General features: G+C 69.0%; 19 protein-coding genes and 1 tRNA gene. 14 read left to right on the top strand and 6 right to left on the bottom strand.

The features are described from left to right. The first annotated feature begins 24 nt into the window (after window positions 1–24). The 7 genes from MHO01S_RS05355 to MHO01S_RS05325 all read left to right on the top strand — a co-directional run bounded on the left by MHO01S_RS05355 (window position 25) and on the right by MHO01S_RS05325 (window position 6,294). On the top strand, window positions 25–588 hold the full coding sequence (locus MHO01S_RS05355; protein ID WP_060960572.1) for a hypothetical protein: 564 nt from the start codon (window positions 25–27) through the stop codon (window positions 586–588). Window positions 589–602: 14 nt separating this feature from the next. Next, window positions 603–761, top strand: coding sequence for a hypothetical protein (locus tag MHO01S_RS05350; protein ID WP_060960571.1), 159 nt, complete (start codon window positions 603–605; stop codon window positions 759–761). 68 nt (window positions 762–829) lie between these two features. Next, window positions 830–1,822: an NAD(P)H-quinone oxidoreductase gene (locus tag MHO01S_RS05345; protein ID WP_060960570.1), complete on the top strand. Its 993-nt coding sequence runs from the start codon at window positions 830–832 to the stop codon at window positions 1,820–1,822. Continuing rightward, on the top strand, window positions 1,819–3,483 hold the full coding sequence (locus MHO01S_RS05340; RefSeq protein ID WP_082734243.1) for an MFS transporter: 1,665 nt from the start codon (window positions 1,819–1,821) through the stop codon (window positions 3,481–3,483). Before MHO01S_RS05345 ends, MHO01S_RS05340 begins: the two co-directional genes overlap by 4 nt. Next, window positions 3,480–3,929 carry a lipocalin-like domain-containing protein gene (locus MHO01S_RS05335; protein WP_060960568.1) on the top strand — a complete coding sequence of 150 codons (450 nt, stop codon included), beginning with the start codon at window positions 3,480–3,482 and terminating at the stop codon, window positions 3,927–3,929. The genes MHO01S_RS05340 and MHO01S_RS05335 overlap by 4 nt, the downstream gene beginning before the upstream one ends. A gap of 98 nt (window positions 3,930–4,027) precedes the next feature. Next, window positions 4,028–5,206 (top strand): MFS transporter, encoded by a 1,179-nt coding sequence (locus MHO01S_RS05330; protein WP_167626510.1) that lies wholly within the window; start codon window positions 4,028–4,030, stop codon window positions 5,204–5,206. 47 nt (window positions 5,207–5,253) lie between these two features. After that, window positions 5,254–6,294, top strand: a complete 1,041-nt coding sequence (locus MHO01S_RS05325; RefSeq protein WP_060960566.1) for an FUSC family protein — start codon at window positions 5,254–5,256, stop codon at window positions 6,292–6,294. Between the two features lie 79 nt (window positions 6,295–6,373). On the opposite strand, the gene MHO01S_RS05320 is transcribed toward MHO01S_RS05325, so the two are convergent. Continuing rightward, a complete protein-coding gene (locus MHO01S_RS05320; protein ID WP_060960565.1) occupies window positions 6,374–7,585 on the bottom strand; it encodes a cupin domain-containing protein in 1,212 nt (403 codons plus the stop codon). A gap of 154 nt (window positions 7,586–7,739) precedes the next feature. Here MHO01S_RS05320 and MHO01S_RS05315 point away from each other — a divergent pair, with 154 nt between their 5' ends. Both MHO01S_RS05315 and MHO01S_RS05310 read left to right on the top strand, forming a co-directional pair. After that, complete coding sequence (locus MHO01S_RS05315; protein ID WP_060960564.1) at window positions 7,740–8,462, top strand: YoaK family protein; 723 nt, start codon at window positions 7,740–7,742, stop codon at window positions 8,460–8,462. Window positions 8,463–8,867: 405 nt separating this feature from the next. Next, window positions 8,868–9,704 (top strand): alpha/beta fold hydrolase, encoded by an 837-nt coding sequence (locus tag MHO01S_RS05310; RefSeq protein WP_060960563.1) that lies wholly within the window; start codon window positions 8,868–8,870, stop codon window positions 9,702–9,704. Between the two features lie 307 nt (window positions 9,705–10,011). Here the strand turns inward: MHO01S_RS05310 and MHO01S_RS05305 are convergent. Further along, window positions 10,012–10,102 (bottom strand) — tRNA-Ser (locus tag MHO01S_RS05305). A 219-nt stretch (window positions 10,103–10,321) separates the two neighbouring features. Between MHO01S_RS05305 and MHO01S_RS05300 the strand changes: the two genes are divergently transcribed. Beyond that, entirely contained in the window at window positions 10,322–11,719 is a 1,398-nt protein-coding gene (locus MHO01S_RS05300) for an MFS transporter (RefSeq protein ID WP_060960562.1), read from the top strand. On the opposite strand, the gene MHO01S_RS05295 is transcribed toward MHO01S_RS05300, so the two are convergent. Beyond that, window positions 11,689–12,390, bottom strand: coding sequence for a DUF899 domain-containing protein (locus MHO01S_RS05295; RefSeq protein WP_060960561.1), 702 nt, complete (start codon window positions 12,388–12,390; stop codon window positions 11,689–11,691). The genes MHO01S_RS05300 and MHO01S_RS05295 overlap by 31 nt on opposite strands. 114 nt (window positions 12,391–12,504) lie before the next feature. On the opposite strand from MHO01S_RS05295, the gene MHO01S_RS05290 reads away from it, so the two are divergent. Then, window positions 12,505–13,458 (top strand): L-lactate dehydrogenase, encoded by a 954-nt coding sequence (locus MHO01S_RS05290; protein ID WP_060960560.1) that lies wholly within the window; start codon window positions 12,505–12,507, stop codon window positions 13,456–13,458. 65 nt (window positions 13,459–13,523) lie between these two features. After that, window positions 13,524–14,879, top strand: a complete 1,356-nt coding sequence (gene radA / locus MHO01S_RS05285; RefSeq protein WP_060960559.1) for a DNA repair protein RadA — start codon at window positions 13,524–13,526, stop codon at window positions 14,877–14,879. A 398-nt stretch (window positions 14,880–15,277) separates the two neighbouring features. On the opposite strand, the gene MHO01S_RS05280 is transcribed toward radA, so the two are convergent. The 3 genes from MHO01S_RS05280 to MHO01S_RS05270 form a co-directional block, all read right to left on the bottom strand. Further along, a complete protein-coding gene (locus tag MHO01S_RS05280) occupies window positions 15,278–15,685 on the bottom strand; it encodes a hypothetical protein (protein WP_060960558.1) in 408 nt (135 codons plus the stop codon). Between the two features lie 271 nt (window positions 15,686–15,956). After that, on the bottom strand, window positions 15,957–16,640 hold the full coding sequence (locus MHO01S_RS05275; RefSeq protein ID WP_218016046.1) for a hypothetical protein: 684 nt from the start codon (window positions 16,638–16,640) through the stop codon (window positions 15,957–15,959). A 52-nt stretch (window positions 16,641–16,692) separates the two neighbouring features. Beyond that, a complete protein-coding gene (locus MHO01S_RS05270; protein WP_060960557.1) occupies window positions 16,693–17,226 on the bottom strand; it encodes an amino-acid N-acetyltransferase in 534 nt (177 codons plus the stop codon). A gap of 48 nt (window positions 17,227–17,274) precedes the next feature. Here MHO01S_RS05270 and MHO01S_RS05265 point away from each other — a divergent pair, with 48 nt between their 5' ends. Continuing rightward, window positions 17,275–19,806, top strand: a complete 2,532-nt coding sequence (locus tag MHO01S_RS05265) for a circularly permuted type 2 ATP-grasp protein (protein ID WP_060960556.1) — start codon at window positions 17,275–17,277, stop codon at window positions 19,804–19,806. Beyond that, on the top strand, window positions 19,803–20,702 hold the full coding sequence (locus tag MHO01S_RS05260; protein WP_060960555.1) for a transglutaminase family protein: 900 nt from the start codon (window positions 19,803–19,805) through the stop codon (window positions 20,700–20,702). The genes MHO01S_RS05265 and MHO01S_RS05260 overlap by 4 nt, the downstream gene beginning before the upstream one ends. Window positions 20,703–20,704 lie beyond the last annotated feature (2 nt).

The raw sequence follows: 20,704 nt of genomic DNA, 5'->3' as shown, positions 1-20,704 counted from the left end.
TCCGGCCACCGAAAGGATCCACTCATGAGCGCAACTGTCCGCTCCGACCTGGTGCTCTCGCACGCAGTCATCACCGCAGACGTCACCGCCAACTTCGACGACATCGACATCGAGGCATGGCTGAAGAACCTGCCCACCCACGAATACCAGCGCTGTGCACCCGGTGACCACAAGGCCGCCGGCTACACGGTCGACGACGACGGCACCCCGATGTCCATCAACATCGAGATGATTGGCTCCGGCCTGGTCATCCAGCAGTACCGCTACGAGGTGGCCAGCCCGCACTACTGCAAGATGGTCTCCATCTCCGACGTGCTCTCGCCGGCGGGCTGGACGACGACGCAGGTGGTCTGGGAGCTCGGCATGGAGCAGCTCGAGGGCGACCAGCTGCGCTACGTGAACACAGTCACGTCGCACCCGACCGAGGACTTCCTCAAGTTCATCGCGGATAACGGCCAGACGTACGAGGAGGCCGCCGCGGCCCGCCAGAAGGCATCCGGTCAGCACTGTGAGATCGAGACGCCGCATTACGCCGCGAGCATCGTCGCGTATGCGAACGCGAACCCGCGTTCCGCGGCTGCCTCCTGAACGGGAACGCGAACATGCCCACCGACACTGCCCACGTCGAGCATCACACGGTCGACGACCACGAGCACGGAGAGTCGTGTGGTCACGAAGCCGTCGTGCATGACGACCACGTGGACTACGTCCACGACGGTCACCGGCACTCCGCGCACGGCGACCACTACGACGAGCACTGACCACGAAAGGCCGGGGGTGAGCATTTTGCCGCCCCCGGTCATTCGTCATTGATGACCAGGAGAAAGTCATGACATCAGCCGTCCGCTTCACGCACCCCGGAGCGCCTGACGTCATGCGCCTTGTCCCCGTCCCCCTCGCTGAGCCTGGGCCCGGCGAAGTCCGCATCACAGTGCACGCGGCGGGCGTGAACAACGCGGACCTTCTCGAACGGCGGGGTCAGTATCCCGTGCCACCTGACGCCCCGCCCGGTCTGGGTCTGGAGTGCGCCGGGATCATCTCCGCCGTCGGTGAAGGCGTCGACACGTGGCATTTCGGCGACCGGGTCTCCGCTCTGCTCGCCGGCGGAGGGTACTCGGAAGAAGTCGTCGTGCCCGCCGTTCAGGTGATGCCCGTGCCACGCGGCCTCACCATGGTCGAAGCAGCGGCACTACCCGAAGTGGCGTGCACGGTCTATTCGAACCTCGGCATGATCGTCGGGCTGCGCGAAGGGCAGAGCGTGCTCATCCACGGTGGAGCGGGCGGCATCGGCTCGTTCGCAGTGCAGTGGGCGAAGGCCATCGGCGCGCGCGTGCTCAGCACCGGCGGATCGGCCGACAAGACCGACGCCATCTTCAATCTGGGCGCTGATGTTGCTATCAACTACCGCACGCAGGACTTCGTGAGAGAGATCCTCTCGCACACCGATGGGCGGGGTGTAGACGCGATTCTGGACATCATCGGAGCTCCATACCTCGCGAGGAACATTGCGTGCCTCGCCCCCGACGGTCACCTCGTCACCATCGGCGGGTCCGCATCATCCACCCGCCTGGACCTGTGGGAGCTGATGTCGCGGCGCGCGAGCCTTTCCGCGACGCTCCTGCGCGCCCGACCCGCCGACCAGAAGTCCCGCATCACGGCGGGGGTCGTTCGCGATGTGTTCCCCCTCATCGAGGCGGGACGGGTCCGCGCGGTCGTGGACTCAGTCTTCCCGTTGGCTGAGGCGGCCGCCGCGCATCGGCGCCTCGAGTCCGGCGACGCCATCGGCACCGTTGTCCTCGAAACCGACGCCAACCGACGATGACCGCATCAAAGGTGGATGATGAGCAGCCGCCCGGCGCGGATTCCGGGCCTCTCCTAGACGGCGCCCCGGTGCACGTGTGGGCGCCGCTCACCGTCCCCATCTACCGGGCGCTCTGGCTCACCGCGCTCGTAAGCAACATCGGTACATGGATGCAGACGGTCGGCGCCCAATGGTTCCTCGTAGAGCAGCACACCTCGCCACTGCTCATCGCTCTCATCCAGACCGCCTCCGCCGCACCTGTCCTCCTCCTCGGCATCCCCGCCGGGGTGCTCGGCGAACTCCTCAACCGACGATGGCTGCTGATCTGGATGCAGGCGCTTCAAGTCATCATCAGCGGCGCGCTCGTCTGGCTCACCGTCACCGGCCAGCTCACCTCCTACTTGCTGCTGGGCATCACGCTTCTCCTCGGTGCCGCGACGGCGGTGCAACTGCCCGCCTATCAAGCACTCGCCACCGAGATCGTGCCGCGGCCGATGATCCCGATGGCCGCGTCGCTGAGCGCGATCTCCATCAACACCGCCCGGGCCATAGGACCTGCCATCGCGGGCGTCCTGCTGTCCGCGTACGGTGTGGGATTCGTCTTCGCGGTGAACGTCGCGTCCTACACAGCGTTCCTGTTCGTCCTCATCTTCTGGCGCAAGTACGTGCCCAGCCCCCACGAGCCCGAGCATTTCACCGACGCCGCTCGCGCCGGCGTCAGATATGTCTCCAACTCAGCTGTCGTCAAGAGGATCTACGTCCGTTTGGGACTCTTCGTCGTCCCCGGCAGTGTCCTCTACGCGCTCCTGCCGCTCATCGCGACGGACCGTCTCGACCTCGACTCGGTCGACTACGGGCTCCTTTTGGCGGGCCTCGGCGCCGGCTCCATCACCGCAGCCTTCCTGATGGCGTGGTTTCATCGCATGGGCGTGAACCGAACAGTCTTCGCCTGCTCAGTGCTGTTCGGACTGGCCACCGTCGGAGTCGCCGCATCTCCGAACATCTTCCTCACCCTGCCGCTCCTCGCTGTCGCGGGCGCTTCCTGGATCGGGGTCGTGGCGACCCTCAACGGGACCGTGCAGACGTTCCTGCCGGTCTGGGTACGCTCGCGCGGGCTGTCGATCTATCAGATGGTGCTCTACGGCTCCATGGCGGCGGGCGGCGTGATGAGCGGCGTGGTCGCTGGGTGGACGGGCGCGGTGGTCACCTGCGCCATCGCTGGCGCAGTCACCGTTGTCGCCGCGACCACCCAGCTCATCTGGCCGCTCGTTGACACCACGGACATGCGACGCACGTCAGTCGCGCTGCCGCTGATGACGGCGGAGGCTGACGCCCACATTAAGGGCGACCGCGCAACTCTGGTGACAGTGCGGTGGACGGTGGGCGAGGAGGACCGTGCGAAGTTCATCGCGCACTCCTCCCTCGTGGAGCGCAGTCGACGACGGACCGGCGCACGCACCTGGGGCCTGTACGAGGACAGGGAGGACGAGCAGGTTCTCGTCGAAGTCTTCGCCGTCGGCAGCTGGCAGGAGCACCTCCAACAGCACCGCACCCGCCTCACGCAGTACGACCAAGAGGTCCTGCACGCCGCAGACGCGCTCGCCCAGACCGTCGACGTCCAGCACCTCATGGAAATCGCGCACACCATCACGCCGCACAAGCGACAGGAGAAGAGGACATGACCCTCTCACTGACCGACCTCGTCGGCGCGTGGCGGCTTGTCAGCGTCATCGAAGTGTTCGAGGACGGAGAGCGACGCCCAGAGTTCGGACCGAACGCCGACGGCTACCTCTCCTACAGCCCCAACGGCATCGTCTCGGCGGTTTTGGGCAGCATGGACCGGCCCGCAAGTACGAGCTCCGATGCACAAGCAGCCAGCGACGCCGAACTGGTGAACATGGCGCGGCCTTTCATCGCCTACGCCGGGCCCTTCACCATCGAGCCGGACAGCGACACCGTCGTCCACCACGTCGACGTCGCGCTGTTCACCAACTGGCAGACCGGCGATCAGGTCCGCCATGTGATGGTCGAGAAGGATCAGCTCGTCATCAGCGCGTCCCCGCGAACCGGCGCGGACGGCCGAACGTTCCACAGCGAGCTCTCCTGGGGACGCATTCCGACCCCCTAGGCGCCGTCGTCCACGATCCCACCGCTGCTGTCACCGCAAGAAGGAGAGCCGTCATCGCTCAAAACACTGCCGCCGGCAAAGCCCACCCCGCGCATCGTGTGGGGACGACTTATGGTCTGGTCGCGACGACAGGCGTGCTCTTCATCTACTTCGCCGCGGCTGCCGCACCCTCACCGCTTCTCCCGTCGCTGCTGGAACAATGGAAGTTCGCACCCTGGCTGCTGACCTTTGCGTTCGCGATCTATGCACTCGCCATCCTTGTTGCGCTCCTGTTCGTGGGACGACTCTCGGACTTCGTCGGCCGCCGGCCGGTCATCCTCGCGGCGACTGTGGTCGAGCTCATTGCGATGCTTCTGTTCCTCTATGCCGACGACATCGGAACCTTTGTCGCGGCACGGACCGCGCAGGGACTGGCGACCGGCGCAGCAACAGGCGCGCTCTCCGCGGCCATCGCCGACTTCGCCGGCGAGAGGCGGGTGCGGCTGACGTCCACTCTTGGCAGCGTCGCACCACTCGCGGGTCTCGCATGTGGCGCGGTGTTCGTGGGCGCCGTCGCCGAATACGCCCCTGTCCCGAAGTCCACCGTCTTCGTTTCCTTCGTCATCCTGTGCGCCCTCGCCCTGCCCACAGTCGGTGTCATGCGCGAGTCCTCCACCCGTCGGCCGGGTGCGCGTCGCAGCCTCCTTCCTCGGGTCGCGGTTCCCGCGGCCGCGCGCACGGCATTCTGGCGGGCCGTGCCCATCGCATGTGCAGTGTGGATGGCGGGTGGCTTCTACCTGTCCGTCGTCGGTGAAGCAGCCCGCGAGATCTTCGGGCTGCACGACGAGTTCACCGACAGTGTGCTCATCGCGGGACTCTCCGGTGTCGGTGCACTGAGCGTCGCCCTGAGCCAGCGGCTCCGCGCGAAGACCGGATCGCTGACCGGCGCGCTTCTCATCGCCGTCGGAATGCTCTGCAACATCGTCGCCGTGCAGAGTTCGACCACCGCCCTGCTCATCGTGGGCACGGTCGTCAGCGGCGCAGGGTTCGGGATGGCTTTCGCGGGAGCGGTCGGGCTGGTCATCCCACACGCACGTGCTCATGAGCGGGCCGAAGTCTTCTCCGCGATCTACGTCGTGAACTATCTCGCATTCGGCGTACCTGCCATCGCCGCAGGATTCCTCATCGCGCCCCTCGGCTTGAGCACGGCTGTCATCATCTACGCGGCGGTCATCGTCGTGGTGGCTGCCATCGGAGTTCTCGTCCAGGGGCCGGGCTCGAGGCCGCGACACCGATGACGTCCGCGGATCCACACCCAGAATCAACGAGTCGGCATTCGCTGCACGTGACGCTCACAGATGTCGTGGCGTTCCACCCATCGCCGGGCTCCTGGGTAGCAGCCGTGCAGGCGGCGCTTGCGATGACGTTGCTCCCGACCGCGTTCCTGTTCGTGGGGCAGCTGCAGCTGGGGCTCCTCGCGACATTCGGGGCGCTCATCGTCTTGTACCTCTCTGACCGTAGCCGCCGAGAACGAGCCGTGAAACTCCCCATTGTCGCCGCCGCTTTCCTGGGTGCAGTGGTCGTGGGCCTGGTGGCTGGGACGAACCTCGTTGCCAGCCTGGTCGCCATCTGTGCTGTGGCGCTGGTCTGCTCGTGGCTGAGTCTGACCACGGGGGTTGGGCCGCCGGGCGCGATCTTCCCCGTTCTGAGCGCCGGCGCCGCAGCTCAGCTCGCATCCTCTCCGCAGCAGGGCGGAATGGGTCTGCCGCCGGGTGTCATCATCGGGATGGTGGCTCTGGGTGCCGCATGTGGATACGCGGTGGTGGTCGCTCCGCTTCTGACCGCATCAGGACGCCGCCGGGATGCGACGCGGCCTCAGAAGGCCGCGTGGTCGTACGCGATGACGCCGGAGTCGCAGCGCATCCTCCTGCGCCTTGTGGTGGCCGTCGTCATCTCCGCGACGGTCAGTTACTCCCTTGGCCTTCACCACGTCGCATGGGTTCTTCTCGCTGTGATTGGCATTCTCCAGAAGGACTCCGACCTCTATGCCGGTACCGTCCGTCTGACCCAACGTGTCGTCGGCACGACCGTGGGCGCGGGTATCGCGCTGCTCTTCCTCGTGTGGGCGCCGGAGGGCTTTCTCCTCATTGCGGTTGTCGGTGTGCTGGTCTTCGGGTTCGTGCTCTTCTTGCGGCGGAACCTCATGCTGGCTCTGATGCTCGTGACCCCCATGGCGCTGCTGTTGGTTTCCGGGGGCATGCCCGGTCAACTCGCCGCGTCTACGGGAACTCGCCTCATCGACACCCTTGTCGGGGCGGCAGTCGCCTTGGCGGTACTGCTTGCTGTAGCCGTGTACAGGCGTGCTCGCCGATCCGCGAAGGCATAGCCGCAACGCCTACCTGATAGGACGAAAACGCAGAGCGGCGTGGGTGCCCGAAACCCACGCCGCTCTCCTTGGCGGACCGTCAGCGCAGCGGCGTGATTCCCTGTGCGCCACGCGGGAAGGTCGCAAGGACGGTCGGGTCGATGTTGAGGTGAGCGGATACGAGCTGCGGCGGCACGTGCGACAGCCAGTTTGCGAGCGAGATCTCCTCGTACTTGTCGGTGCGGAACACCTCGAGAAACTGCAGCACGTCGTCGCCCGTGTTCTCGATGTAGTGCCCGAAGTTCTTGCGGACCACTCCGACATCACCGGCGCGAAAATCCGTCGTGTTCGCGTGTGGACCGGTGTTGAAGACGGTCATCCGGGCGGAGCCGCGCAGGTAGTACTGCCACTCGTCAGCGTTCGGGTGCCAGTGCAGCTCCCGCATCGAGCCCGGCTCCACGGTCACGAGCGCCGCAGCAACGGTGTTCGAGTACGCGTAGTTCGTCGAGTCGGCGATCTGGATGCTACCGCCCGTGTTCTGATACAGCGGCTTCGAGCGGGACAGTCGGAAGATGACCGGCTCCATGCCCCACTCGACACCCGCCGCGGCCTGATCCACTTCAAGCGCGGGCGGCTCCTCGCCCGGGAAGATCCAGAGGTTATGGAGGGGTATGTCGGAGAAGACCTCCTGCGCGACGCCGAAGTTCTTCGCGAGGACCTCGGGCGGGGTGTGCGCGAACCAGTCGGTCAGGAGCAGCGTGTTGGACTCGGACTGTTCGCCGTCGTCGAACGCAAGCACGAACTCCGCGCCATTGGGTCCGAGGCCCTGCAGCGAGTGCGGAGTGCCGGCGGGGAAGAACCAGAGGTCGCCCTCTTCGACGTCCTCGACGGCGGGAAGCCCCGACCGGCTGAGCGTCGTGACGCGGGCCTTGCCCCGCGTCATGACCGCCCACTCGGCGGTCTGGTGCCAGTGCAGCTCTCGAATGCCGCCGGGCTCGAGGTACATGTTGACGCCGGCGATCTCATCGGAGATGTGGAAGTCCTGCTTGGTGAGCTCCCGCGCCCACCCGCCCTTCTGCACCCGCCGAGGCGAGATGTTGAAGGAGGACCAGAAAAACGGCTGCGTGGAGATGTCGGTCGCTGGCGCGTGAATCTGGTTCGGGAACTGCGACTCGATGGCCTCGTTTTGGGGGCCGGTCATTTTCGTGCTCTGCGGCCGGGTGAGGGTGTTCACCTCCCCCTCTTGCGGCAGGTCGGGGTTGCCGAAGGTCGGCGTCTCGTGGTGCGGTGCGGCGGTGTCGTCCGAGTCCATGGGTGCTCCTTCATCGGTCTGGAACGGTCCTCGGAGTCTCATCCACGGATCCGGTGATGCGCTTCGACCAGGGACCGAAGAGATTCGACTCCCGTCTAAGCCGGGGGCTGGAGGCGGCGGCTTCCATGGACCACGCCCCGAACGGAGAGGTCTGATGTCGACACCCAGTACCCACCGCCGGTTCCCGCTCTTGGAGACCGCGCCGGCCGCCATCACGCTCGCTTTGGTCGCTGGCCTGCTCAACGCGTGGACCTTCGGCACAGTGGGCACGTTCGCCACCGTGCAGTCAGGAAATCTCGTCTCTATCGGCTACTTCCTCGTGGACTCCGACCATTCGAGGGCGTGGTCTGCGGCGGCATCCGTGCTCGCCTTCGCGCTTGGCGCGTTCCTCTGCAGTCTCTACGTGCTATGGCGAGGCAGGGAACGGCGGGCGTACTCGGCTGAGGTCCTGATCTTCGAGGTAGTGGTGCTCGGAGTTCTCGCCGCCGTGAGCTCACTCCCTGGCACCAACGCCTGGTGGATCGCGTGGGCCATCAGTTTCATCGCTGGCGTCCAGGGCAACGCCTTCCATCGTGAGACCGGCATGCTCTACGGCAACGTCGCGGTGACGTTCGTGCTCCAGATGGCCGCTAGCCTCACCGGGCGTGCCGTCGGACGCGGCATCGACGACGATGGGCAGCCGCACATCCGACCAGCCGGCGCCTACCTTCTCGTGCTCGTCGCATTCGCCGGTGGTGGTGGCCTTGGCTTCGCGCTGGACGCCGTGTGGGCGGGCTCCTCCATCGTCGCCGCGGTAGTCGCGCTCGTAGTGCTGTTCATCGCTGCAACCACCGTCCGCGGTCCTGTCGACCCCGCTCAGAACGCACCTACTCCGTAGTCAGGGGCTCGGCCTACACGATTCGTGCGCCACAGGGCCGCCGTTCACCACCATCTGCCTGCGCACGTCTGCAAAGGAGCAGAACCTGGCGACCGCTGAGATGCTCGCATACGTCCCGCGCACCCGCACCGACCCTCAACGCCCGGACACGCGCCGGCATCGTGTGGGCGCACGCCCGCGAGAGCGAGCCGAAAACGTCAGCTCGATGCCACCGCCACCGCCACCGCCACCGTTACGAGTATCACCATCCAGTCCGTGCGACGTGAGTCGCGACTGTCTGGACGGAAGTAGGAGAAGGCAGGGCGGCGCCCCGGCTTATCGTGAACGCGCTTGCGCTCCACGGAGAGGCGAGCAATCACCTGCAGCTGGACGCTGCGCCCCCACCACGAACCACGGAGATCAGCTATGCCCTTTGTGACCACGGACGACGGTACCGAGATCTATTTCAAGGACTGGGGCGACCGCGACGCCCAGCCCATCTTCTTCCACCACGGCTGGCCGCTTTCGGCGGACGACTGGGATGCCCAGATGCTCTTCTTCCTCTCGAAGGGCTACCGCGTCATCGCCAGCGACCGCCGCGGCCACGGACGCTCCTCGCAGACCAGCGTCGGCCACGACATGGATCACTACGCGAGCGACGTCAACGCGGTCGTCGAGCACCTCGACCTCCGCAACGCCGTCCACATCGGTCACTCGACCGGTGGCGGCCAGGTCGCCCGCTACGTCGCCAAGTACGGCGAGCCTCAGGGCCGCGTAGCCAAGGCGGTGCTCGTGTCTTCCGTTCCCCCGCTCATGGTGCAGACCGAATCGAACCCGGAGGGCACCCCCATCTCCGTCTTCGACGGCTTCCGCAGCGCACTCGCCGCCAACCGTGCGGAGTTCTTCCAGGCCGTCGCCTCCGGTCCGTTCTACGGCTTCAACCGTGAGGGTGCGACTGTCTCCGAGCCCGTCATCGCGAACTGGTGGCGTCAGGGCATGACCGGCAGCGCGCTCGCGCACTACGAGGGCATCAAGGCGTTCTCGGAGACCGACCAGACCGAGGACCTCAAGGCCATCTCCGTCCCGGTCCTGGTGCTCCAGGGCGACGACGACCAGGTCGTCCCGTACAAGGACGCTGCCATCAAGCAGGACGAGCTGCTCAGCAACTCGGAGCTGAAGATGTACCCCGGCTACCCGCACGGCATGCTCACCATCCACCCAGACGTCATCAATCCAGACATCCTCGCGTTCATCCAGAAGTAGCCCACCGGCTCTTCGCGCAAGGGCCCGTCCACGACCGTGGACGTGGACGGGCCCTCCGTCGTCAAGTCAGAACGCCGGGATTTCGAGGCGATTTCTCGGGGGCATGACCCGAAGACGCGTAGCGGTCGGCGTGCGCTCCCGGACCTGACTGTTTGACCAGCTGCGCCGGAAGGTCGACGAGAGTGCCTGCGGCACCACCGGCGTGATTCTTACGTGCCTTGTCGGCACGTTCGGCAACGTTCGGGAACACGTTCTTACCCACGCGGCCACCGAGGCAAAGAAAAACCCCCGATAAACGGGGGTTTTCTGGCGGTGACGGTGGGATTTGAACCCACGGTAGGGGGTTACCCTACACAACTTTTCGAGAGTTGCACCTTCGGCCGCTCGGACACGTCACCGCCGTATAGCTTACGACACTCCGCGGGGCGCCGCGAACCGAGGAGATGTCGGATGCCGAGGAGCCCGGCGACCGGAAAGCTCCTCAGATCGCGTCATCTCCTCGGAAACGAGGCGGTGGGTGTGGCCGGCGACGGCCGCGGCATCCCGAGCGGCCCTGTCCACCCCCTTCTCGATGTCCGTGCCGCGCCCTAGCGTGAGGACATGACCGAGCGGACACCGTGACAGACAAGCTGAGCCCCCCGCAGCGCCTGGTGCTGGCGATCGCGATCCTCGGCTCGTTCGTGGCGTTCCTCGACGGCACCATCGTCAACGTCGCCCTCCCGGCCATCGCGCGCGACCTGGGCGGCGGCCTGTCCACGCAGCAGTGGACCGTCGACGCGTATCTGGTCACCCTCGGCGCGCTCATCCTCGTCGCGGGCGCCGTCAGCGACGCGTTCGGTCGCATCCTCGTGCTGCGCATCGGCCTCATCGGCTTCGGCATCGCCTCGGTCGCCGTCGCCCTGTCCCCCTCCCCCGAGCTGCTCGTCGCGGCGCGCGCGGTGCAGGGCGCGGCGGGGGCGTTCCTCGTCCCGAGCTCTCTCGCCCTCATCACGGCCACGATGCACGAACCGCTGCGCTCCCGCGCGATCGGCATCTGGACGGCATCCACCACCGCGGCCATGATCGTGGGCCCCCTGGTCGGAGGGCTGATCGTCGACAACTCCTCGTGGCGATGGGCGTTCGGGATCAACCTCCTGCCCATCGCCGTCGCCCTGTGGCTGCTCACCCGACTCGCCCACCGCGACGAGCGCCGCGCCGGCGCCCACGTCGATGTGCTCGGGGCGATCATGTGCACCCTCGGCCTCGGCGCGGCGGTGTTCGCGCTCATCGAGCAGCCCCACCTCGGCTGGACCTCACCGGCGATCTGGATGCCGGGGCTCGCCGGGCTCGTCCTGCTCACCGGGTTCGTGTGGCGCCAGCGTCACGTTCCCGATCCGATCCTGCCCCTCGACCTCTTCCGCAGCCGCAACTTCTCCGCGGGAAACCTCTCGACTCTCTTCATCTATGCCGCCCTGTCGCTCAACGGCTTCGTGCTCGCGATCTATCTGCAGCAGGGCGCGGGTCTCAGCGCCACCCTCGCCGGACTCGCGAGCCTGCCGACGACACTGCTCATGATCGCCTTGAGCGCACGCATCGGCGCCCTCGTCGGCCGGTGGGGACCTCGGCTGTTCATGACCGCGGGCCCGCTGATCATGGCCGGCGGCGCCCTGCTCCTGCTCCTCGTCGCCGACGACTTCGACTACTGGTGGCAGGTGCTGCCGGGGATGATCGTGTTCGGTCTGGGACTCGCGCTCACGGTGTCGCCGCTGACGTCCACGATCCTCGGCGCGACCGACCCCGACCGCTCCGGCATCGCCTCGGCCGTCAACAACGCCGTCGCCCGCGTCGCGGGACTCCTCCCGATCGCCGCACTGGCGGCCATCACGGGCGGAACCCTCGATCTCGCGGGCTTCCACCGCGCGGCGATCACGACGGCCGCGCTCCTCGTCGTCGGCGGCCTCGTCGCGCTCGGCGGCATCCGCAACCCGTCCTCCGCCGGACGGGATCAGCCCGCGGCCGATCCTCCCGGCCCGTAGAGCGCCGCGATACCGGGAGAGCCGATACCGCCCTCGTACGTCGGATGCTGCGGCCACCCGTGCGGCGAATCCTCCCAGGCCTCCTGACGCCCGTACGGCAGCACGTCGACGAGCCCGTGGAGGTGCCCGAGCTGCTCCGTACCGCGACCGTCGGTGTGCCAGGTGCGGTAGACCGTGTCGCCGTCGCGCAGGAACACGTTGACGGCGAACCCCGCATCGGGCGGCGCCCCCATGTCGGCTCCGAACGGGCTGTGCGCCGTGGAGTACCAGTCCATGCGGTTGCCGACGCGCTCCCGGTAGGCGAGCGCCTCGTCGATCGGCCCCTGCGTCACGATGACGAACCGCGCGTCGTAGTCGTCGAGGAACTCGAGTCGCGTGAACTGGGCCGTCCAGCTCGTGCAGCCCGGACACTGCCACTGCTTCCCGTCCGCCCACATGTGGCTGTAGACGATCAGCTGCGGCTTGTCGCCGAAGACGTCCGCGAGTCGCACGGGGCCGTCGGGCCCTTCGAGCACGTAGTCCGGCAGCTCGACCATCGGCAGCCGGCGTCGCTGCGCGGCGATCGCGTCGAGCTCGCGGGTGGCGGCCTTCTCGCGTACGCGGAGGGCATCGAGTTCGCGTCGCCAGGTGTCGGCGTCGACGACAGGGGGCAGGGCCGGGGCATCCGTCATGCCGCCCATCGTCCGCCGCTCGACAGCCGCCCGCAAGGGCCGCGCCGGTCCCGGCACCCCACCGCCGACGCGGCCGCGGTGGCCTCGGCATCCCCCGCCTGTCAGACTGGGGCCATGAGCGTGATCGAGAACTCGAAACTCACCGTCGTCGGCGCCGGCGCGGTCGGATCGTCCGTCGCCTATGCGGCCCTCATCCGCGGCTCGGCCCGCCACGTCGCCCTGTACGACATCGCGGCGGAGAAGACCGAGGCCGAGGTGCTCGATCTGGCGCACGGCGCGCAGTTCACGGGGTCGAGCGACATCATCGGCGGCGCCGACATCTCGGTCGCCAAGGGTTCGCACGTCGTCGTCATCACCGCGGGCGCCAAGCAGAAGCCCGGCCAGACGCGTATCGAGCTGGCCGGCGTGAACGCCAACATCCTCAAGTCGATGATGCCGCAGCTGCTCGACGTCGCCCCCGACGCGACGTTCGTCATCGTCACGAACCCCTGCGACGTGCTGACCGTGCTCGCGCAGGAGACCACCGGGCTGCCCTACGAGCGCATCTTCGCCTCCGGCACCGTGCTCGACACCTCCCGCCTGCGCTGGAAGATCGCCCAGCGGGCGGGCGTGTCGATCTCGAGCGTGCACGCCTACATCGTGGGCGAGCACGGCGACACCGAGTTCCCGCTGTGGTCGCACGCCACGATCGGCACCGTCCCGATCCTCGACTGGCAGCCGCTCGACGGCCAGCCGAAGTTCACGGTCGAGGAGCTCGACCAGATCGCCGTCGACGTGCGGGATGCCGCGTACAAGGTCATCCAGGGCAAGGGCGCGACCAATTACGCCATCGGGCTGTCGAGTGCGCGCATCGTCGAGGCGATCCTCGACGATGAGCACGCGGTCATGCCCGTCTCGGCGGTGCTCGACGACTTCCACGGCGTCAGCGGGGTCGCCCTCTCGGTGCCCGCGGTCGTCTCGGCCGCCGGCGCGGTGCCGATCCGCGAGACGTCGTTCTCCGACCACGAGCTCGGACTGTTCCGCCGCTCGGCGGACGCCCTCCGCGAGGTCGCCGACTCGCTGCGCTGAGTCGCGGGTGCCGGCGGGGCAGCCGCCGCGCGTGCGCTGTCGGATGCCGCGACTAGCCTGAACGCATGGCATCCAAGCGCACCGCGACCACGAGCGCGTTCCGCTGCACGGAGTGCGGCTGGACGAGTGCCAAGTGGGTGGGGCGCTGCGGCGAGTGCCAGCAGTGGGGCACGGTCGTCGAGGCCGTGTCGTCCACGCCCGTCCACGCGGTGGCGCCGCTCGCGCCGACGCGCGCGGCACGCCCCATCACCTCGATCGACACGCGCGAGACACCCCGGCGCACGACGGGCATCGGCGAGTTCGACCGCGTGCTCGGCGGGGGGCTCGTGCCGGGGGCGGCGATCCTGCTGTCCGGCGAGCCGGGGGTCGGCAAGTCGACCCTGCTGCTCGAGGTCGCCGCGCAGACCGCGCGCGCAGGACGACGCGTGCTCTACGTCAGCGCGGAGGAGTCGCTCGGGCAGGTGCGGCTTCGCGCGGAGCGCACGGGCGCGCTGCACGACGAGCTCTACCTCGCCAGTGAGACCGATCTCGCCACGATCCTCGGTCACGTCGACGAGACCCGGCCCGAACTGCTCATCGTGGACTCGGTGCAGACCGTCGCCTCGAGTCTCGTCGACGGGGCGCCCGGACATCCGAGCCAGGTGCGAGAGGTCGCCTCGACGCTCATCCGCGTCGCCAAGGAGCGCGATCTCCCGGTCATCATCGTCGGACACGTCACCAAAGACGGTCAGGTCGCCGGGCCGCGCGTGCTCGAGCACCTCGTCGACGTCGTCTGCCACTTCGAAGGTGATCGGCAGACGGCGCTGCGGTTCGTCCGCGCCCTCAAGAACCGTTTCGGCGCGACCGACGAGGTCGGATGCTTCGAGCAGACCAGCCGCGGCATCGCCGAGGTACCCGACCCCAGCGCGCTCTTCCTCGGTCACGGCTCCCGCGAACCGGGGACCTGCGTCACGATCGCGATGGAGGGGCGGCGCGCCCTGCCCGTCGAGGTGCAGGCGCTGACCCTGCCCGGGTCGGGGCCGAACCCGCGGCGCATCGTGAGCGGCGTCGACGGCGCCCGCGTGGCGATGGTGCCCGCGGTGCTCGAGAAGCGGGCCGGCATCCGCGTGTCCGACCAGGACGTCTACGTCTCCACCGTCGGCGGGGTGCGGCTGGTCGAGCCCGCGGCCGACCTCGCCATCGCGCTGGCGGTGGCGAGCGCCGTCACCGGCCGGGCGACGCCGAAGGGCCTCGTCGCGATCGGCGAGCTGAGCCTCGCGGGCGAGGTCCGCGCCGTGACCGCCCACGAGCAGCGCCGGTCGGAGGCGAACCGGGTCGGGTATCGGTCGGTGATCGACACGGCATCCCGCGATCTGCGCGGAGCCCTGCGCGATCTGACGCAGCGGCATCCGGTCGAGCCGGGCGACCAGCCCGACTTCTGATCCTCCCCCTCCCCCCCCCGGTCGTTGAGCGAGGACGCGCAGCGACCGAGTCGAAACGCCGAACCACCGCGTTTCGACGCGCTCCGCTCGCTCAACGACCGGGGGCAGAACCACCGCACCCCCAACACCCGGTCGTTGAGCGAGGGCGCGCAGCGACCGAGTCGAAACGCCGAACCACCGCGTTTCGACGCGCTCCGCTCGCTCAACGACCGGGGCGGCACCACCGCACCCCCAACACCCGGTCGTTGAGCGAGGACGCGCAGCGACCGAGTCGAAACGCCGAACCACCGCGTTTCGACTCGCTCCGCTCGCTCAACGACCGGGGGGGGGACAGCTCCGCTCGCTCAACGACCGGGGGTCGCGAAGCCGCTCAACGACCAGAGGCGGCGAAGCCGCGGTCAGGCGCCCAGGTCGAGGGCCGCCAGAAGGTCGCCGGGCGCGGCCTGCATCGGATGCGGGCCGACGATGTCGAAGAAGACGGTCGTGATCTCCTCCCGGTGCGCGGCCAGGAACGCGCGCAGCCACGCGGGCGACTGCAGTGCGACCGCGGGCGGCAGCGCTTCGGGTTTGTTCGCGGCGTCGCTGAACAGGAGTAATGCGACATCGCCCGTGTTCGGGTCGCGGTACGTCCAGACCTCGCCGCTGTCGCGGGGGTCGTCGCGCTGGCCCGGCCGCATGAGCGGCGCCACGGTGGGACCGTGGCGCAGTGCGAAGGCGAGGGCGGCCATGTCCTGGGTCTGCAGGGCGTCGGCGAGCTGCGTGTTGCGGAACTCGAGCGGGGGCTTCGCGCGCTTCTTGCCGGCCATCCGTCCAGCATACGAGGGTGTCACCGGTCGCCAGAAAGGAGGGGCCCTCTCGATCCCCACATTGGGGGCTGGGGGGATCGAGAGGGCCTGAGCTCGTCGGGCGTTCGTGCCGGAGATGCCGGTCATTGGGGGTGACGCGGCGACCGTCGTTGGGGGCGACGGCGGCTCGCACCGAGAGCTGAGACAAGGGTAACCTCGCTCACTTCGGTGGCGGCACCGAGGAACGTGAGAAATCTCTCAGACTCAGAGATATATCAGTATCTAGATATCGTCAGCGCAGTTCGAACATCTTCGTGTCGGCGGCCTGGATGCCTCCGATGGACACTGACAGGTGGTAGTAGCCGGCCGCCGCCTGGGGTCGGGACGACCCGCACGTGTCGACGGACGACCGCGTGCGATCCCACTGCAGCGGACTGACGCTCGACACCGTCTGCCCGCCGGCGAGCTGCACGACCTGGTCGCTGGACTCCGACTGACAGTCGGTCGAGCGCCACCAGGTGTCGCTCCCGCTCGTGATCACGAACGACTGCGTCGCCGTGCCGACATTGATCAAGCAGGGCACCGCGGTCGTGTTGGAGAGCGTGATCGACAGCTTCGGCTGCTCGCCCGACGCGTAGACGTCCTGGTCGGTGACGGCCTGCACCGAGATGTCCGCCGTCGAGCAGGCCGCGACGGCCGGGGTGCTCGCCGAGGGGTCGGGCGCCGGTGCGGGCTCCTCGGATGTCGCGGCATCCGCGGGCGGAGTCTCCGGAGCCGGGGAGGTGACGAGCGCGCTGGGCGAGGCGCTCGGTGTCGCCGACGGGGATGCCGCCGGCTCTCCGCTCCCCCGCCACGGCTGCCAGAACGCCAGCACGACGGCGGCCACCACGGCGATCAGGATCAGCACGGCCACGAGCCGGCGCCGCCGGTACACGGCGGGGCTGGGTCGTCGTGTGCGACGCGTCGGGGTGCTCACCCTTCCAGGCTAGGCCGCGGCATCCCCCGCCCTCGACGTGGCGCGCGGGGGGTCAGAGGTTCTTCAGCATCCGCGTGTTGCCGAGCGTGTTCGGCTTGACGTGCGCGAGATCCAGGAATTCCGCGACACCCTCGTCGGGGCTGCGCAGCAGCTGCGAGTACACGTCGGGGTCGACGACCTGCTCGCCGATGGGGGCGAATCCGCGGCGGGTGAAGAAGTCCACCTCGAAGGTGAGGCAGAACAGTCGCGTGAGACCGAGCTCCCGAGCGCGCTGTTCGAGCTGCGTGACGATCGCGCCGCCGACGCCGTGGTGCAGCCACTCCTCCGCGACGATCAGGGTGCGGATCTCGCCGAGGTCCTCCCACATGACGTGCAGCGCACCGCACCCGATCAGCTCGTCGCCGATCTCCGCGACGACGAACTCCTGCACCGATTCGAAGAGGGTGACGATCTCCTTGCCGAGCAGGATGCGGCGCTGCACCCAGGGCTCCAGCAGGTCCAGGATGCCGCGGACGTCGGAGGTCCGAGCGGGGCGGACGACCGGTCGCGGCGGCCGGGCCGGGTCGGAGGGGGCGGGAAGGGTCACCGACCCACTGTATTGCCCCCTACGCTGGAGCCGGGAGGGGACTTCGCCGTGAGTGTGTTGCGCGACTATGCCGCGACGGTGTCGCAGCCGACGCTGCCCCTGTCGGCACCGCCGGAGACGTTCCGCTACGACGAGTTCGTCGATGCCGAGGGCGCCCTGCGCCCCGGCTGGAAGGCGCTGGCAGCCCACGCGCTCAGCCTCACCGCCGACGATCTCCACCGCGTCGACGGCGAGATCGTGCGCTTCCTCGCCGATGACGGCGTCTCGTATCTGCGCGGCGAGTCCGGCCCGCAGCCCTGGCAGCTGGATGCCGTGCCGTTCGTGCTCGACGCCGCCGGCTGGTCGCCGCTCGAGGTCGGCCTCGCCCAGCGCGCCGAGCTGCTGAACGCCGTGCTGGTGGATCTGTACGGCGAGCAGTCCCTCCTGCGGGAGGGCATCGTGCCGTCGGCCGTGGTGTTCGGCCACTCGGGTTTCACCCGTCCGCTGGCGCGGGCGAGCGCCGTCGACCCGCATCCGCTCCTGCTCGCCGCCACCGATCTGGGCCGTGACGGTCACGGCGACTGGCATGTGCTCGCCGACCGCGTGCAGGCACCGTCCGGGCTGGGATTCGCGGCGGAGAACCGCCGCGTCATCTCACAGGTGCTCCCCGACCTCTTCCAGGAGGGGAGTCTGCACCGCATCGACCCGTACTTCTCCGCCCTGCGGGCGGCGCTGCTGTCGTCGGTGGCGGACGAGGTCGAAGACCCCCGCGTCGTCATCCTCTCCCCGGGAACCCTGAGCGAGACCGCGTTCGACCAGGCCTTCCTCGCGACCGCCCTCGGCTTCCCGCTGGTGCAGGGCAACGACCTCGTCGTGCGGGACGGGTACGTGTGGATGAAGCCGGCGGGCTGGCCGCGCACGCGCCCGACCGACCGCATCGATGTCATCATCCGCCGAGTGGATGCCGCGTGGTGCGACCCCCTGGAGCTGCGCGGCGACTCGCGACTCGGTGTCGCCGGGCTGACGGAGGCCGTGCGCCGCGGCCGCGTGCGGCTCGTGAACGGGCTCGGTGCGGGCGTGCTCGAGAACCCGGGCCTGCTGCCGTATCTCCCGGCCGCGTGTGAGCACCTGCTCGGCGAGCAGCTGCGCATCCCCGCGGTGCCGACCGTGTGGTGCGGCGAGCCCCAGGCGCTCGACGCCGTGCTCGCGCGCCTGCGCGACGGCGACCCGGAACTGATCGTCCGGACCATCGACGAGCCGCGCAAGGTCTTCAGCGACCTGCCGGCCGACGAGCTCGCCCGACGCGTCGAGGCCGCTCCGCACCGCTTCGTCGGGCAGGATCTGCTCCCGCTGTCGCAGACGCCCGTCTGGGCGTCCGGCGCCGACGGCCAGGGCGCGCGCATCGGAGCGTTGCCGCTCACGCTGCGCGCGTTCGCGCTGCGGTACGGCTCGGCCTACCGTCCGCTGGTCGGCGGCCTCGCGACCGTCCGGGAGAGCCCCGACGGCCCGCTGCGGACGAAGGACGTCTGGGTGCTGAAGGCGGCGGAGGACGATCCCGACCAGAACCTGGCGGAGATCGCCCCCGGTCCGACGGCGCGCAGCATCCCGCCGCTCGCGCCCCGCGCCCACGCCGACATGTTCTGGATCGGCCGGTACGCCGAACGCACGGAAGACCTCCTGCGTCTGCTGCTCACCGCGCAGACCGAGCTCGACCAGCCGGGAGCCTACGCATCGGGCGCTCTCGCCGAGAGCCCGCGCGTCCTGCTCGACGTGCTGGGACGGCTCGCCGGCATGCGGTCGCTCGATCCCGAGGCGGAGTTCCGTTCCCTGCTCCTCGACGCGCGGCGCCCGGGATCGGCGGCCCACTCGATCGCCCGGTTGCGCGAGGCGATGGAGGGCGTGCGCGACCAGCTGTCGGGCGACACGTGGCGCGTGTTCGCGACGATCGATCGGGCGACGCGGGCCCTGCGGGGATCGGCCCACCCGCACCGGACGGCGGAGTCGGGCGGCCGGATGCTGTCGGCGATGCTGTCGCTGTACGGCATCACGGCGAACATGATCCGCGACACGGGCTGGCACATGATCGAGGCGGGTCGCTTCCTGGAGCGCGGTCTGCAGCTGTCGGAGCTGCTGTCGACGGCCCTCGCCGACCGGCACGGCCCGCGCGCGGCGCGCAGCGTGCTGGAGGCGGTGCTGCTGGCGGCCGAGAGCGTCGTGACGCATCGTCGACGCTACCGCGGCTCGATGCGCGCCGCCGACGTGCTCGATCTCCTGCTGCTGGACCACAGCAATCCCCGCTCCCTCGCCTTCGCCCTGGCCCGGCTGCGCGAGCATCTGGCCGCCATGCCGGCATCCACCGGCTCGACGCGCGCGGAGCGTCTGCTCGACCACCTCGAGACCGAGCTGACCGCCGCCGACGTCGGGGCGCTGGGCGCGATCGAGGGGGGCCGTCGCGAGGTGCTGGTCGACTTCCTCGCGGGCGTCACGGCGCAGCTCGAACAGCTCTCGGATGCCGTCACCCACCTGCACTTCGAGAGCGGCCCGCCGGCCGTGGCGATGACCGACCTGTCCCTGGTCGAACTGATGGAGAGCCGCGCATGATGCAGTACCGCGTGTGGCACCGCACGGCGTACGCCTACGGCAAGCCGGTGCAGGACAGCGTCGGGCAGTTCCACCTCGTTCCCCGCGAGCTGCCGTGGCAGCAGGTGTCGTCGGCGCGCGTCGAGGTCGACCCGGCGCCGGGAGACATCGCGCCCGATACCGATGCCTTCGGCAACTCCGCCACCTACTTCCACCTCACCGACCCGCACGATGAGCTCACCATCACGGCATCCAGCGATGTCACCGTGCATGAGCCCGCCTACGACGCCGATGCCCTCGCGCGGCCGTGGGAGGACGCCCGGCCCCTGCAGAACCCGCACCTGCCCGAGGCCTGGCGGGCCGTCGAGTACGCCCTCGAGTCGCCGCGGGTGCGGCACGAGGCCGAGGCCGCCGCCTACGGCGCCGCCTCGCTGACGCCCGGTCGTCCGATCGGCGAGGCCGCCACCGACCTCATGCGACGGATCTACCGCGACTTCGACTACGACAAGACGGCGACCACCGTCACCAGCACGGTCGGCGATGCGATGCGCGCCCGCGCGGGCGTCTGTCAGGACTTCGCGCACGTCGCGCTGGCATGCCTGCGGTCCCACGGCGTCGCGGCGCGCTACGTCTCCGGGTACCTCGCGACGCAGCCGCCGCCCGGCAAGGAGCGCGTGTTCGGTGCGGATGCCTCGCACGCCTGGCTGGCCGTGTGGCTGCCCGGCACCGACCAGTGGCTCGCGATCGATCCGACGAACGACCAGTGGGCGAACGACCGGTACGTCACGGTCGCGTGGGGCCGCGACTACGGTGACGTGTCGCCGGTGCGCGGCATCATCTTCACGAAGGCGAAGAACTCCACGCTGCGCGTCTCGGTCGACGTCGCGCCGCTCGCGGTCTCGGACGGCGCCGCGTGAGC

The sequence above is a fragment of the Microbacterium hominis NBRC 15708 genome, from assembly GCF_001592125.1.
In the GTDB taxonomy this organism is placed as follows: Bacteria; Actinomycetota; Actinomycetes; order Actinomycetales; family Microbacteriaceae; genus Microbacterium; species Microbacterium hominis.
The sequence above is the reverse complement of the archived record's forward strand: the minus strand, read 5'-3'. Positions and strand labels throughout refer to the sequence as shown.

Excerpts from the sequence above, each read along its gene's own strand:
- MHO01S_RS05260 (WP_060960555.1), top strand. The coding sequence starts at position 19,803 with ATGATGCAGTACCGCGTGTGGCACCGCACGGCGTACGCCTACGGCAAG.
- MHO01S_RS05350 (WP_060960571.1), top strand. The coding sequence starts at position 603 with ATGCCCACCGACACTGCCCACGTCGAGCATCACACGGTCGACGACCAC.
- MHO01S_RS05320 (WP_060960565.1), bottom strand. The coding sequence starts at position 7,585 with ATGGACTCGGACGACACCGCCGCACCGCACCACGAGACGCCGACCTTC.
- MHO01S_RS05280 (WP_060960558.1), bottom strand. The coding sequence starts at position 15,685 with ATGGCCGGCAAGAAGCGCGCGAAGCCCCCGCTCGAGTTCCGCAACACG.
- MHO01S_RS05315 (WP_060960564.1), top strand. The coding sequence starts at position 7,740 with ATGTCGACACCCAGTACCCACCGCCGGTTCCCGCTCTTGGAGACCGCG.
- MHO01S_RS05295 (WP_060960561.1), bottom strand. The coding sequence starts at position 12,390 with ATGACGGATGCCCCGGCCCTGCCCCCTGTCGTCGACGCCGACACCTGG.
- MHO01S_RS05310 (WP_060960563.1), top strand. The coding sequence starts at position 8,868 with ATGCCCTTTGTGACCACGGACGACGGTACCGAGATCTATTTCAAGGAC.
- MHO01S_RS05290 (WP_060960560.1), top strand. The coding sequence starts at position 12,505 with ATGAGCGTGATCGAGAACTCGAAACTCACCGTCGTCGGCGCCGGCGCG.
- MHO01S_RS05340 (WP_082734243.1), top strand. The coding sequence starts at position 1,819 with ATGACCGCATCAAAGGTGGATGATGAGCAGCCGCCCGGCGCGGATTCC.
- MHO01S_RS05355 (WP_060960572.1), top strand. The coding sequence starts at position 25 with ATGAGCGCAACTGTCCGCTCCGACCTGGTGCTCTCGCACGCAGTCATC.
- MHO01S_RS05335 (WP_060960568.1), top strand. The coding sequence starts at position 3,480 with ATGACCCTCTCACTGACCGACCTCGTCGGCGCGTGGCGGCTTGTCAGC.
- radA (WP_060960559.1), top strand. The coding sequence starts at position 13,524 with ATGGCATCCAAGCGCACCGCGACCACGAGCGCGTTCCGCTGCACGGAG.
- MHO01S_RS05345 (WP_060960570.1), top strand. The coding sequence starts at position 830 with ATGACATCAGCCGTCCGCTTCACGCACCCCGGAGCGCCTGACGTCATG.